Origin of the sequence: Streptococcus sp. 27098_8_109 (assembly GCF_041432295.1) — a bacterium.
In the GTDB taxonomy this organism is placed as follows: domain Bacteria; phylum Bacillota; class Bacilli; order Lactobacillales; family Streptococcaceae; genus Streptococcus.
Genome location: NZ_JAPVZJ010000002.1, coordinates 102,809 through 117,554, shown reverse-complemented (window position 1 = coordinate 117,554; position 14,746 = coordinate 102,809). Strand labels below are relative to the sequence as shown.

9 protein-coding genes are annotated in these 14,746 nt (G+C 40.4%); 8 read left to right on the top strand and 1 reads right to left on the bottom strand.

Features of this window, described 5'->3' with window-relative positions; translation table 11 throughout:
- Nucleotides 1-107 precede the first annotated feature (107 nt).
- Complete coding sequence (locus O3664_RS01505) at nt 108-1,826, bottom strand: phospho-sugar mutase (RefSeq protein ID WP_000121686.1); 1,719 nt, start codon at nt 1,824-1,826, stop codon at nt 108-110.
- Between the two features lie 153 nt (nt 1,827-1,979).
- Here O3664_RS01505 and O3664_RS01500 point away from each other — a divergent pair, with 153 nt between their 5' ends.
- The 8 genes from O3664_RS01500 (at nt 1,980) to glgA (ending at nt 14,692) form a co-directional block, all read left to right on the top strand.
- The gene (locus tag O3664_RS01500; RefSeq protein WP_084947058.1) at nt 1,980-3,881 is read left to right on the top strand and encodes an ABC-F family ATP-binding cassette domain-containing protein; all 1,902 of its coding nucleotides are present in this window, start codon (nt 1,980-1,982) and stop codon (nt 3,879-3,881) included.
- A 63-nt stretch (nt 3,882-3,944) separates the two neighbouring features.
- Nucleotides 3,945-5,903 (top strand): NAD-dependent DNA ligase LigA, encoded by a 1,959-nt coding sequence (ligA, locus tag O3664_RS01495; protein ID WP_371613528.1) that lies wholly within the window; start codon nt 3,945-3,947, stop codon nt 5,901-5,903.
- A gap of 116 nt (nt 5,904-6,019) precedes the next feature.
- The gene (gene pulA / locus O3664_RS01490; protein ID WP_261061665.1) at nt 6,020-8,299 is read left to right on the top strand and encodes a type I pullulanase; all 2,280 of its coding nucleotides are present in this window, start codon (nt 6,020-6,022) and stop codon (nt 8,297-8,299) included.
- 67 nt (nt 8,300-8,366) lie between these two features.
- Nucleotides 8,367-8,654: a hypothetical protein gene (locus O3664_RS01485; RefSeq protein WP_192855432.1), complete on the top strand. Its 288-nt coding sequence runs from the start codon at nt 8,367-8,369 to the stop codon at nt 8,652-8,654.
- A gap of 418 nt (nt 8,655-9,072) precedes the next feature.
- Complete coding sequence (glgB, locus tag O3664_RS01480; RefSeq protein ID WP_084928485.1) at nt 9,073-11,001, top strand: 1,4-alpha-glucan branching protein GlgB; 1,929 nt, start codon at nt 9,073-9,075, stop codon at nt 10,999-11,001.
- Nucleotides 10,991-12,133, top strand: coding sequence for a glucose-1-phosphate adenylyltransferase (locus O3664_RS01475; protein ID WP_020902830.1), 1,143 nt, complete (start codon nt 10,991-10,993; stop codon nt 12,131-12,133). The genes glgB and O3664_RS01475 overlap by 11 nt, the downstream gene beginning before the upstream one ends.
- Nucleotides 12,123-13,262 carry a glucose-1-phosphate adenylyltransferase subunit GlgD gene (glgD, locus tag O3664_RS01470; RefSeq protein ID WP_000687026.1) on the top strand — a complete coding sequence of 380 codons (1,140 nt, stop codon included), beginning with the start codon at nt 12,123-12,125 and terminating at the stop codon, nt 13,260-13,262. The genes O3664_RS01475 and glgD overlap by 11 nt, the downstream gene beginning before the upstream one ends.
- On the top strand, nt 13,259-14,692 hold the full coding sequence (glgA, locus tag O3664_RS01465) for a glycogen synthase GlgA (protein WP_371613527.1): 1,434 nt from the start codon (nt 13,259-13,261) through the stop codon (nt 14,690-14,692). Before glgD ends, glgA begins: the two co-directional genes overlap by 4 nt.
- Nucleotides 14,693-14,746 lie beyond the last annotated feature (54 nt).

Sequence of the window (14,746 nt, the reverse complement as noted above, 5' to 3'; positions counted from 1 at the left end):
ATTACCTCGCTTTCATTGATAAGTCTAGTATGCCATAAAGTTTCTAAAATTGCTTAGATTTGATACGAAAAAAGATGAGATTGGTTGGTCTCATCTTTTATAGGACTTTATTTTACAAAAGCATTGATCTCTGCTTCGATGTTAGCAATCTTAGCTTGTGATTCTTCGTTGGTTTCACCTACAACTGCAATGTAGAACTTGATTTTTGGTTCTGTACCTGAAGGGCGAACGGCAATCCATGAACCGTCAGCAAGTGTGTATTTCAACACATCACTTGGAGGAGTTGTCAAATTTGTAACAGTACCGTCAGCAGCAGTGGCAGTTTGAGCCTTGAAGTCTTCTACTACAGTGATAGCTGTTGCATTCCATTCTTTTGGAGCGTTGTTACGGAATTTAGCCATAATCGCTTTGATTTGTTCAGCACCATCAACACCTGAAAGGGTAACAGAGATAGTTTTTTCTGCGTAGTAGCCGTATTCTTTGTAGATTTCTTCGATACCGTCAGCAAGTGTCAAACCACGAGAACGGTAGTAGGCAGCAAGTTCAGCAACGACAAGAACGGCTTGAATAGCGTCTTTATCACGTACGAAAGGTTTAATCAAGTAACCGAAGCTTTCTTCAAATCCCATCATGTATGTGTGATTGTGTTTTTCTTCGAATTCTTGGATTTTTTCAGCGATAAATTTGAAACCTGTCAAAACGTTGAACATGGTTGCGCCGTAGCTTTCAGCAATCTTCGTTACCAAGTCAGTTGATACGATAGATTTGCAGAGGGCTGCGTTTTCTGGAAGAGTTCCAGCGTTTTTGTGGGCTTCCAAGATGTATTTAGCCATGATAGCACCGATTTGGTTACCTGAAAGGTTGAGGTAGCTACCATCTTTTTGAAGAACTTCAACACCAACACGGTCAGCGTCTGGGTCAGTTGCCACAAGAACATCTGCACCAACTTGACGACCAAGTTCTTCAGCAAGGGCAAAGGCTGCTTGGCTTTCTGGGTTTGGAGATTTTACAGTTGAGAAGTCAGGATCGGCAGTTGCTTGCGCTTCAACGACTTGAACAGAGTCAAATCCTGCTTGGGCAAGAGCGCGACGAGCCAACATTTCACCAGTACCATGAAGTGGTGTGTAGACAATTTTCATGTCTTTACCAAATTCTTCAATCAAGGCTGGGTTGATGTTTACGTCCTTAACTTCTTTGAGGTATTCAACATCGACAGCTTCGCCGATAACTTCAATCAAGCCAGAAGCTTTTTCAGCTTCCACATCAGCAACTTCTACAGCAAATGGATTTTCGATTGCACGGATATATGTAGTCAAAGCGTCTGCGTCGTGTGGAGGCATTTGTCCACCGTCTTCACCGTAAACCTTGTATCCGTTAAATGGTGCAGGGTTATGACTGGCTGTGACCATGATACCCGCAAAACAGTTGAGGTGACGAACTGCAAATGATAGTTCTGGAGTTGGACGAAGGCTTTCAAATACGTAAGATTTGATGCCGTGTTTAGCAAGAACTGCCGCAGATTCAAAGGCAAACTCAGGTGAGAAGTGACGGCTATCGTAGGCAATTGCTACACCGCGTTCTTTTTCGTTTCCACCTTTTGACTCAATCAAACGAGCCAATCCTTCAGTAGCTTGGCGAACAACGTAGATGTTGATACGGTTTGTACCCGCACCAATCAAGCCACGCATACCTGCAGTACCAAATTCAAGATTTGTATAGAAGGCATCTTCCTTAGTTTTTTCATCCATATTTTCTAAATCTTGACGAAGGTAGTCAGGAAGTTCCGCAAAATCAACCCATTTCTGGTAATTTTCTTGGTAAGACATTGAAATTCTCCTTTTTGTAAATTGTTTTAACCGTTCACATTATAGCATTTTTTAGCATTTTAGTAAAACCCTAGCATAATTTACAGAAAAGTAGTGACATATGCCGGTTTATCAAGTCTTGAATGCCTTAGGGAAACATGCTATACTACTCTTATGATTATTTTACAAGCTAATAGAATTGAACGTTCTTTTGCAGGAGAGGTTCTTTTTGATAATATTAACCTACAAGTTGATGAACGAGACCGGATTGCTCTCGTTGGGAAAAATGGTGCAGGTAAGTCTACTCTTTTGAAGATTTTGGTTGGAGAAGAGGAGCCAACTAGTGGAGAAATCAATAAGAAAAAAGATATTTCTCTGTCTTACCTAGCCCAAGATAGCCGTTTTGAGTCTGAAAATACCATCTACGATGAAATGCTTCATGTCTTTGATGACTTACGTCGGACGGAGAAACAACTGCGTCAGATGGAGTTAGAGATGGGTGAAAAGTCTGGTGAGGATTTGAACAAACTGATGTCAGATTATGATCGTTTATCTGAGAATTTTCGCCAAGCAGGTGGCTTTACCTATGAAGCTGATATTCGAGCGATTTTGAATGGATTTAAGTTTGACGAGTCTATGTGGCAGATGAAAATTGCCGAGCTTTCAGGTGGTCAAAATACTCGTTTGGCACTTGCCAAAATGCTTCTTGAAAAGCCAAATCTCTTGGTCTTGGACGAGCCAACTAACCACTTAGATATTGAAACTATAGCCTGGCTAGAGAATTACTTGGTAAATTATAGCGGTGCCCTCATTATCGTCAGCCACGACCGTTATTTCTTAGATAAGGTTGCGACAATTACGCTAGATTTGACCAAGCATTCCTTGGATCGTTATGTGGGGAATTACTCTCGTTTTGTTGAGTTAAAGGAGCAAAAGCTAGCTACTGAGGCAAAAAACTATGAAAAGCAACAAAAGGAAATCGCTGCTCTGGAAGACTTTGTCAATCGCAATCTAGTACGTGCTTCGACGACCAAACGAGCCCAATCTCGACGCAAACAACTGGAAAAAATGGAGCGTTTGGACAAACCTGAAGCTGGCAAGAAATCAGCCAACATGACCTTCCAGTCTGAAAAAACGTCGGGCAATGTTGTTTTGACTGTTGAGAATGCAGCTATTGGCTATGATGGGGAAATATTGTCAGATCCTATCAACCTAGACCTTCGTAAGATGAATGCTGTTGCTATTGTTGGACCAAATGGTATTGGCAAGTCAACCTTTATCAAGTCTATTGTGGACCAGATTCCTTTTATCAAGGGTGAGAAGCGCTTTGGCGCCAATGTTGAGGTTGGTTACTATGACCAAACCCAAAGCAAGCTGACACCAAGTAATACTGTACTGGATGAACTCTGGAATGATTTTAAACTGACACCAGAAGTTGAAATTCGTAACCGTCTAGGTGCCTTCCTTTTCTCAGGAGATGATGTTAAAAAATCAGTCGGCATGCTGTCTGGTGGCGAGAAAGCCCGTTTACTTCTCGCTAAACTTTCCATGGAAAACAACAACTTCTTGATTCTGGATGAGCCAACCAACCACTTGGATATTGATAGCAAGGAAGTGTTGGAAAATGCCTTGATTGACTTTGATGGAACTCTTCTATTCGTCAGTCACGACCGTTACTTTATCAATCGTGTGGCAACTCATGTACTGGAATTGTCTGAGAATGGATCAACTCTCTATCTTGGAGATTACGACTACTATGTCGAGAAGAAAGCAGAAGTAGAAATGATTCAAACTGAGGAAATTTCAACTACTAATCAAGCAAAAGAAGCAAGTCCAGTTAATGACTATCAAGCTCAGAAAGAAAGTCAAAAAGAAGCCCGTAAACTCATGCGACAAATCGAAAGTCTAGAAGCTGAAATCGAAGAGTTAGAAAGTCAAAGCCAAGACATTTCTGAACAAATGTTGGAAACAAACGATGCCGGCAAACTGGTGGAATTGCAGGCTGAACTGGACAAAATCAGCCATCGTCAGGAAGAAGCTATGCTTGAGTGGGAAGAATTATCAGAGCAGGTGTAAGATTTCTAAGTTTTCTGCCCTTCTCCATTGTGAGGAGGGCTTAATTTATGGTAAAATGGTTTTATGAATAAAAGAATGAATGAGTTAGTCGCCTTGCTCAATCGCTATGCGACTGAGTATTATACCAGCGATAATCCGTCGGTTTCAGACAGTGAGTATGACCGTCTTTACCGTGAGTTGGTCGAGTTAGAAACTGCTTATCCAAAGCAAGTGTTAGCAGACAGTCCGACCCATCGTGTTGGTGGCAAGGTTTTAGATGGTTTTGAAAAATACAGTCATCAGTATCCTCTTTATAGTTTGCAGGATGCTTTTTCACGTGAGGAGCTTGAAGCTTTTGATGCGCGTGTTCGTAAGGAAGTGGCTCTTCCAACCTATATTTGTGAGCTAAAAATCGATGGCTTGTCTATCTCGCTGACTTATGAAAAGGGGATTTTAGTTGCTGGGGCAACGCGTGGAGATGGTTCTATTGGTGAAAATATCACAGAAAATATCAAACGTGTTAAGGACATTCCTTTGACTTTGCCAGAAGAACTAGATATCACAGTTCGTGGGGAATGTTATATGCCACGCGCTTCTTTTGACCATGTTAACCAAGCTCGCCAAGAAAATGGAGAGCCTGAATTTGCCAATCCTCGTAATGCGGCAGCAGGCACCCTGCGTCAGTTGGATACAGCAGTAGTTGCCAAGCGAAATCTTGCGACTTTCCTTTATCAAGAAGCCAGCCCGTCAACTCGTGATAGTCAAGAAAAAGTTTTGACGCACCTTGAACAACTAGGTTTTGTAGTCAATCCTAAGCGAATTCTGGCTGAAAATATAGATGAAATCTGGGATTTTATCCAAGAAGTAGGACAAGAACGGGAAAATCTGCCTTACGATATTGATGGAGTGGTAATCAAGGTCAATGACCTAGCAGGTCAAGAAGAACTCGGTTTTACCGTTAAGGCTCCAAAGTGGGCAGTAGCCTACAAGTTCCCAGCTGAAGAAAAAGAAGCACAACTCCTATCAGTTGATTGGACAGTTGGTCGTACGGGCGTTGTGACTCCAACTGCCAATCTGACTCCCGTTCAGCTTGCTGGGACAACTGTTAGCCGTGCAACTCTGCACAATGTGGATTATATTGCTGAAAAAGATATCCGCAAAGACGACACGGTTATCGTTTATAAAGCTGGAGATATTATCCCTGCTGTTTTACGTGTGGTAGAGTCCAAACGGGTTTCTGAAGAAAAACTAGATATCCCTACAAACTGCCCAAGTTGTGACTCTGATTTGTTGCACTTTGAAGATGAAGTGGCCCTGCGTTGTATCAATCCGCGTTGTCCTGCCCAAATCATGGAAGGTTTGATCCACTTTGCCTCTCGAGATGCTATGAATATTACAGGCCTTGGTCCATCTATTGTTGAGAAGCTTTTCGCTGCCAATTTAGTCAAGGATGTGGCGGATATTTATCGTTTGCAAGAAGAAGATTTCCTCCTTTTAGAGGGGGTCAAGGAAAAGTCTGCTGCTAAACTGTATCAAGCCATTCAAGCATCTAAGGAAAATTCTGCCGAGAAGCTCTTATTTGGTTTGGGAATTCGCCATGTCGGAAGCAAGGCCAGTCAGCTTTTACTCCAACATTTTCACTCGATTGAAAATCTGGCTCAGGCAGATCCAGAGGAAGTGGCTAGTATTGAAAGTCTGGGTGGTGTGATTGCCAAGAGTCTCCAGACTTATTTTGCGACAGAAGGCTCTGAAATTCTCCTCAGAGAATTGAAAGAAGCTGGGGTCAATCTGGATTATAAAGGTCAGACTGTAGTGGCAGATGCGACCTTGTCAGGTTTGACCGTTGTATTGACTGGAAAATTGGAACGTCTCAAGCGCTCAGAAGCTAAAAGCAAACTCGAAAGTTTGGGTGCCAAGGTAACAGGCAGTGTGTCTAAAAAGACCGACCTCGTCGTGGCAGGAGCAGACGCTGGAAGCAAACTTCAAAAAGCACAAGAACTTGGTATCGAAGTTCGAGATGAAGCTTGGCTAGAAAGCCTGTAATGATCGTTTAAAAACAGAGTTTAGATAATATGACTATGTTTGTTAATTGAGACGAGATTGACAAAAATTTATTAGTGAAATAGAAAGAAAATAGAAGTAAAAAGGAAAAATAAAAAATGTATAACTACCCTATGCGCATTCATTATCATCGCAAGAATGGAGAATACGATACTTGCTCTTTTGTAAAAAGTCATGACCAGCGAATTGATTTGCTGACCTACAAAGAAGATTATTTTGGTGCCTTATTTAGTTTTGAACACCCAAGTGCTTATGCCGTAGAAAGCTTGAATTTTGTGGTTCATACAGGTCAAACCAGTAAGGAATATGCTATCCGTTTTAATCACTATCCTCTTTTAACAGAAGTCTGGATTTTGGAAGGGGATGATAGGATTTATTATTCTGAAAATCCTGCTATTGCCAGTCCTTTCTATAAAAATCAAAATCCTTTTGCCTTTGATAAGGCTATTAACAGTGCCAGTTTTGACCATCATTGGGGTTACCAAGGTGAATTGGGTTGCCATGTAGAGGATAATCAAGCTCATTTTGCTCTCTGGGCTCCAACAGCGACAGAAGTGCAGGTTGTCGTTTATGAATCAGCTGCTAATGATGCTCCTGTTTGGAAGACATTTGAGATGGAGAGAGGCAATAGCTATTCCTATAATCATAAGGACAATACAATCGGTGTCTGGAGTTTGGATGTTGAGGAAGATTTGACTGGTAAGGCTTATCAGTATCAAGTCCAATTTCCTCACCACCAAACACTGACACGCGATCCTTATACCATTGCAACCAGTCCTGATGGCAAACGTTCAGCTATTCTGAGCCATGCAGAAAAGCAAGTTGAAAACTTTGAGGTTAAGCACGGTTCAGAGGCTACTTGGCGTTTGACAAATCCATGTAAGTCAGTTATTTGTGAAATGCACATTCGTGATTTGACCAAATCACCGACCTCAGGTGTGGATGAACATCTTCGCGGAACTTTCTTGGGTGCTGCTCAGACTGGAACGGTTAACCAGTATGGTCAGTCAACTGCTTTTGATTACATCAAGAAGCTGGGCTACAATTATGTTCAGTTGCAACCAATTGCAGACCGTCACAAAGAATACGATGCGGATGGGAATGTAACCTACAACTGGGGTTATGACCCACAAAACTATAATGCACCAGAAACGAGCCTTTCAACAAATCCAGAGGATCCAGCTCAGGTTATTCGTGATTTGAAGATGATGGTTCAAGCCTATCACGATGCGGGTATCGGTGTCATTATGGATGTGGTCTATAACCATACTTTTTCAGTTGTTGATGCACCATTCCAAACAACTGTCCCTGATTACTACTATCGTATGAATCCAGATGGTACTTTCCAAAATGGAACGGGGGTTGGAAATGAAACAGCCAGTGAACACGAAATGTTCCGTAAGTACATGATTGACTCTCTTCTATACTGGGTGCAGGAATACAATATTGACGGCTTCCGTTTTGACTTGATGGGAATTCATGATGTCAAGACCATGCAGATGATTCGTCAGAGCTTGGATGAAATTGACCCTAACATTATCCTCTATGGAGAAGGATGGGATATGGGAACAGGTCTTGCACCTTATGATAAGGCTAAGAAGGACAATGCCTACCAGATGCCTAACATCGGTTTCTTTAATGACAATCAGCGTGATGCTGTCAAAGGTGGAGAAGTTTATGGTGCTATCAAGTCAGGTTTTGTTAGTGGTGCTGCGACAGAGCCAATTCTTGCCAAAGCAATTCTAGGCAGTCGTGAATTAGGAACCTATACACATCCAAATCAAGTGCTTAACTATGTAGAGGCCCATGACAATTACAATCTTCACGATTTGTTGGCAACCCTACATCCAGACCAAAGTTCAGAGCAAATCATGCGCAAGGTCGAAACTGCCACAGCCATGAATCTGCTCATGCAGGGGATGGCCTTTATGGAAATCGGTCAAGAATTTGGTCGTACCAAACTGGTTGCGACTGGTGAAAATGGTGAGCTGACCCATGATGATAGAGAACGTGCTATGAATAGCTATAATGCTCCAGACAGTGTGAACCAAGTGAACTGGGACTTGCTTAATGAGCGTCAAGATAGTATTGAGTTTATCCGTCAGATGATTCGATTGAAGACAGAAAGCAGTGCCTTTTCTTACCCAACTTATGATGAGATTTACCATCATGTTTTTGTTCATTCAGCCAACGAACATAGTGGTTGGATTGTCTATGAGATTCAAGGGGAAGAGCATTTACTGGTTGTATTTAATGCTAAAGGGCAAGACTTCCAGTTTGAAAATGCTGGAAATATAGAACTATTGGTGACCAATAGCCATTTAAGTGATAAAGACATGGTTGGTGGCGTCAGTGCCAGCGTCTTTAAAGTTTTGTAGAATAGATTTACAATTTTATTTTTGTATGATTATATCAGAATATTTTTAAAAAATTAAAGGCTTTTCTATGGGTAGTGATGTTTTTTTTGATTATTTTTTGAAATCACTTAGGTTTCATCTTGGTGATAGGTGTAAGGATATTGGATTTATAGAGTTTGTTAAAGATGAAAATAATAGTTTTATTATTATAAAGGATTATATTTTAGAATCATTAGTGGTGTTGTCAAATATTTTGAGTAAGGAGAGGATTGTGTTTTCTTGTGGGGTTATTCATAGTAAGGGGGGAGTTACTGGAGTAGAAGTATGTATGAATGTATTAGAGTTAGAAAGATTAAATAATTTGTATAAGATATAGTTTTGAAGAATATTAAAAAACATAATGGCAATTGTCTATGTAGGATGTGTGCAGTTTATAGCATAAGTGTTTCCTAACGAAGTAAAGTATAGTGCGTTATACTTTACTTGGAAGTGGTGCCGAAAATATGCTAAACTACTATAAAAACAATAAAATCAGGAGATTCGTTTCCTGATTTATTTTTTTACTTAAAATTATATTTTTGTTAGCTAAATAACGAACTTTATGATAGTATTATAAAAAAACAATTCGTTTTCAAAGCGTTTCTGAAAATTTCTTGATTTACAAGTGAACACATCAGTGAATTTGTTGAAGACTTTCAAAAGATTTTTTTGCAAATTCCGTAATTTACTTGAATCTTCCCTAAAAAGGTAGTATAATAAATCTATAGAAAACGCTTACAGAATTAGGAGGGTGTATGGATAAGAAACAAGCTTTAGAAACCTTTATGACAGGTGAAAATTTTCACCTCCAGCACTATCTGGGAGCTCATAGGGAAGAAAAAAATGGAGAGTATGGCTATACTTTTCGTGTGTGGGCGCCTAATGCTCAGGCTGTTCACTTGGTAGGGGATTTCACCAATTGGGTTGAAAATCAAATTCTGATGGAACAGAATGAATTTGGAGTCTGGGAAGTCTTTACCAGTCTTGCTCAAGAAGGCCAAATTTATAAGTACCATATCACGCGTGCAAATGGTCATCAGCTGATGAAGATTGACCCTTTGGCTGTACGGTATGAGGCACGACCTGGTACTGGGGCTATTTTAACAGAAATCCCAGAGAAAAAATGGAAGGATGGTCTCTGGCTAGCTCGTAGGAAACGTTTGAGTTTTGAAGAGCGTCCGGTCAATATTTACGAAGTTCATGCTGGATCGTGGAAGAGAAATCCAGATGGAAGTCCTTATAGTTTTGCTCAATTGAAAGATGAACTCATTCCTTACTTGGTTGAGATGAACTATACTCACATTGAGTTTATGCCTTTGATGTCTCACCCTCTCGGTTTGAGTTGGGGTTACCAGCTTATGGGGTACTTTGCTTTAGAGCATGCCTATGGTCGTCCTGAAGAATTTCAAGATTTTGTTGAGGAATGTCACTTAAACAATATTGGCGTTATTGTAGACTGGGTACCTGGTCACTTTACTATCAATGATGATGCCTTGGCCTATTATGATGGAACACCGACTTTTGAATACCAAGACCATAATAAGGCTCACAACTATGGTTGGGGAGCTCTCAATTTTGACCTTGGAAAAAATGAAGTCCAGTCCTTCTTGATTTCTAGTATTAAGTTTTGGATTGATTTTTACCATTTAGATGGTATTCGTGTGGATGCAGTTAGCAACATGCTCTATCTTGATTATGATGATGCACCATGGACGCCTAACAAGGATGGTGGCAATCTAAACTACGAAGGCTATTATTTCTTAAAACGCTTGAATGATGTCATTAAACAAGCTCATCCAGATGTTATGATGATAGCTGAGGAAAGTTCATCAGCTACTCAGATTACTGACACCAAGGATTCAGATGGTCTAGGATTTGACTACAAGTGGAATATGGGCTGGATGAATGATATCCTCCGTTTCTATGAAGAAGATCCGATTTACCGTAAATATGACTTTAATCTGGTGACTTTCAGCTTTATGTATGTCTTCAAGGAGAATTATCTCTTACCATTCTCGCATGATGAAGTGGTTCATGGTAAGAAGAGTATGATGCATAAGATGTGGGGAGATCGTTATAATCAATTCGCAGGCTTACGCAATCTTTACACTTACCAAATTTGTCACCCTGGTAAGAAATTGCTTTTCATGGGTAGCGAATACGGCCAATTCCTAGAATGGAAATCTGAAGAACAGTTGGAATGGTCTAACCTAGAAGACCCAATGAATGTGAAGATGAAGTATTTTACATCTCAGCTAAACAAGTTCTACAAAGACCACCGCTGTCTGTGGGAAATTGATACCAGCTATGATGGCATTGAAATTATTGATGCGGATAATCGAGACCAGAGTGTTCTTACCTTCATCCGTAAGGGTAAGAAGGACGACATGCTAGTCTGCGTCTTTAATATGGCACCTGTTGAACGAAAAGATTTTACAATCGGACTTCCTGTTGCAGGGATCTATGAAGAAGTCTGGAATACTGAGTTAGAAGAGTGGGGAGGCGTTTGGAAAGAACATAATCAAACTGTGCAAACGCAAGAAGGACTATGGAAAGATTATGAGCAGACCTTGACCTTTACCCTACCGGCTATGGGAGCAAGTATATGGAAAATCAAACGTCGCTTGAAACCTACTAAAACCGTCACAAGTAAAAACCAAAAAGGAGTAGAAAATGAAGAATGAAATGTTAGCTTTGATTCTTGCCGGTGGGCAAGGAACTCGTCTCGGTAAACTCACTCAGAGCATCGCAAAACCAGCTGTGCAATTTGGTGGGCGCTACCGTATCATTGACTTTGCTCTTTCAAACTGTGCCAACTCAGGTATCAACAATGTTGGAGTTATTACACAGTACCAACCACTTGCTCTCAACAACCATATTGGGAATGGTTCAAGCTGGGGACTAGATGGTATCAATTCTGGTGTCTCTATTCTTCAACCTTATTCTGCAAGTGAAGGAAATCGTTGGTTTGAGGGGACTAGCCACGCTATTTACCAAAATATTGACTATATAGACAGTGTTAATCCTGAGTATGTCTTGATTCTGTCTGGGGATCACATCTATAAAATGGATTATGATGATATGCTCCAGTCTCACAAGGATAATAATGCCAGCTTGACAGTAGCAGTTTTAGATGTCCCTCTTAAAGAAGCTAGTCGTTTTGGTATCATGAACACAGATGCTAATAATCGTATCGTTGAATTTGAAGAAAAACCAGCTCAACCTAAATCTACAAAGGCTTCTATGGGTATTTACATCTTTGATTGGCAACGTCTTCGCAATATGCTTGTTGCTGCTGAAAAGAGCAATGTCGATATGTCAGACTTTGGTAAGAATGTCATTCCAAATTACCTTGAGTCAGGTGAAAGTGTCTATGCTTACGAATTTAATGGTTACTGGAAAGACGTTGGTACGATTGAGTCACTTTGGGAAGCCAACATGGAGTACATTTCTCCAGAAAATGCCTTGGATAGCCGTAACCGTCAATGGAAGATTTACTCAAGAAACTTAATTTCACCACCAAACTTCCTTGGGGCAAATGCTCACGTGGAAGATTCCTTGGTTGTTGATGGCTGTTTCGTAGATGGAACTGTTAAACATTCTATCCTCTCAACAGGTGCGCAAGTTCGCGAAGGGGCAGAAGTAGTAGATTCAGTTATCATGAGTGGTGCAATTGTTGGTCAGGGAGCTAAAATCAAACGTGCCATTATTGGTGAAGGTGCAGTTATTTCTGATGGTGTCGAAATTGATGGAACAGAAGAAGTACAAGTTGTAGGATATGATGAAGTAGTGGGGGTAGCAACAGATGAAGATTGATAAATATTCTGCCATTTTAGGAAACACAGTTGGTTTTCATGATATGTCAACATTGACCGACCACCGTCCAGTAGCTAGTTTGCCATTTGGTGGTAAATATCGTTTGATTGATTTCCCGCTTTCAAGTCTTGCTAATGCTGGTGTGCGTAGTATTTTCGGTATTTTCCAACAAGACAATATCAGCTCAGTCTTTGACCATATCCGTTCTGGGCGTGAGTGGGGCTTGTCAACCCTTCTTAGCCATTATTATCTAGGTATTTACAATACCCGTGTGGAAAGTAGTACAGTTGGAAAAGAATACTATCATCAGCTTCTTACTTATTTGAAGCGTTCTGGTTCAAACCAAACAGTTTCACTTAACTGTGATGTTTTGATTAACATTGATTTGAATCAAGTATTCCACCTACACAGTACAACAAAAGGGCCTATCACTGTAGTTTATAAAAAACTAGCTAAGAAAGACATTTCAGAAGTAAATGCGATTTTGGAAGTGGATGAAACAGACCATGTTCGTTCTCATAAACTCTTTGATAGTAAATCATCAGATGAAGTCTATAATATGTCCACAGATATCTTTGTCGTTGATACACCGTGGTTAATTGAACGTTTGGAAGAAGAAGCTAAGAAAGAACATCCAGAGAAATTGCGTTATGTTTTACGGGATTTGGCGGCAAAAGAAGGGGCTTTTGCCTACGAGTACACAGGTTATCTGGCAAATATTCATTCTGTAGAGTCTTATTACCAAGCTAATAAAGATATGCTTGAATCTCAAAAATTCTACTCTCTATTTACTCCAAACCAAAAGATTTACACAAAGGTAAAAAACGAAGAGCCAACTTATTATGCTAATACATCTAAGGTAAGCACTTCTCAGTTTGCCTCTGGTAGTATCATTGAAGGTCAAGTGGCTAATTCTGTTTTATCACGTAATATTCATGTCCATAAGGATAGCTTGGTTAAAGATAGCATCTTATTCCCTCGTGTTGTTATTGGAGAAGGTGCTCAGGTAGAATATGCTATCTTGGACAAGGGTGTTGAAGTTGCGGATGGAGTTGTGATCCGTGGAACTGCAGAACATCCAGTCGTCGTTAAGAAAGGTAGCAAAGTAACAGAGGATATTCATTCATGAAAATTTTATTTGTAGCAGCTGAGGGTGCGCCCTTTTCAAAAACAGGTGGTTTGGGAGACGTCATTGGCGCTCTTCCTAAATCACTGGTAAAAGCGGGCCATGAAGTTGCAGTAATTTTACCCTACTATGACATGGTAGAGGCTAAATTTGGAAATCAGATTGAAGATGTTCTTCATTTTGAGGTGAGTGTTGGTTGGCGCAGACAGTATTGTGGGATTAAGAAAACAGTCTTAAACGGTGTGACCTTCTACTTTATTGACAACCAATATTATTTCTTCCGTGGTCATGTTTACGGCGATTTTGATGACGGAGAACGCTTTGCTTTCTTCCAACTGGCTGCCATTGAGGCTATGGAAAGGATTGACTTTATTCCTGACCTTCTCCATGTTCATGACTACCATACAGCCATGATACCGTTCTTGTTAAAGGAAAAATACCGTTGGATTCAAGCTTATCAAGGAATTAAAACTGTTTTAACCATTCATAATTTAGAATTCCAAGGACAATTTTCAGAAGGAATGTTATGGGATTTGTTTGGAGTTGGCTTTGAACGGTATGCTGATGGAATCCTTCGCTGGAATAACTGTCTGAACTGGATGAAGGCTGGTATTCTCTATGCAGACCGTGTTTCAACCGTTTCGCCTAGTTATGCTCATGAAATTATGACTAGTCAGTTCGGATGTAACTTGGATCAGATTCTTCGAATGGAATCTGGCAAGGTCTCTGGTATCGTGAATGGGATTGATGCTGACCTGTATAATCCTCAGACGGATGCTCTTTTAGATTATCATTTTAATCAGGAAGATTTGTCTGGAAAAGCACAAAATAAGGCGAAATTACAAGAGAGAGTTGGCTTGCCTGTTAGAGCTGATGTTCCACTGGTGGGAATTGTTTCTCGTTTGACACGTCAAAAAGGTTTTGATGTGGTGGTCGAAAGTCTGCACCATATCTTGCAAGAAGATGTTCAGATTGTTCTTTTGGGTACTGGAGATCCAGCCTTTGAAGGAGCTTTCTCATGGTTTGCTCAGATTTATCCTGATAAGTTATCAGTAAATATCACTTTTGATGTCAAACTAGCTCAAGAAATCTACGCTGCTTGTGATCTCTTCCTCATGCCGAGTCGTTTTGAACCGTGTGGCTTGTCTCAAATGATGGCGATGCGTTACGGAACCTTGCCATTGGTTCATGAAGTTGGTGGCTTGCGAGATACTGTCCGCGCCTTTAATCCAATCGAAGGAAGCGGTACGGGCTTTAGCTTTGACAATCTATCTCCTTATTGGTTAAATTGGACTTTCCAAACAGCATTGGACTTGTATCGAAACCATCCTGATGTTTGGAGAAACTTACAAAAACAAGCTATGGAGTGCGATTTCTCATGGGATACAGCTTGCAAGTCATATCTTGACTTGTATCATAGTTTAGTTAATTAATAGATAAAATCGTATGATGACTTCATACGATTTTTGGGCTGTTTAGAGAGGAGA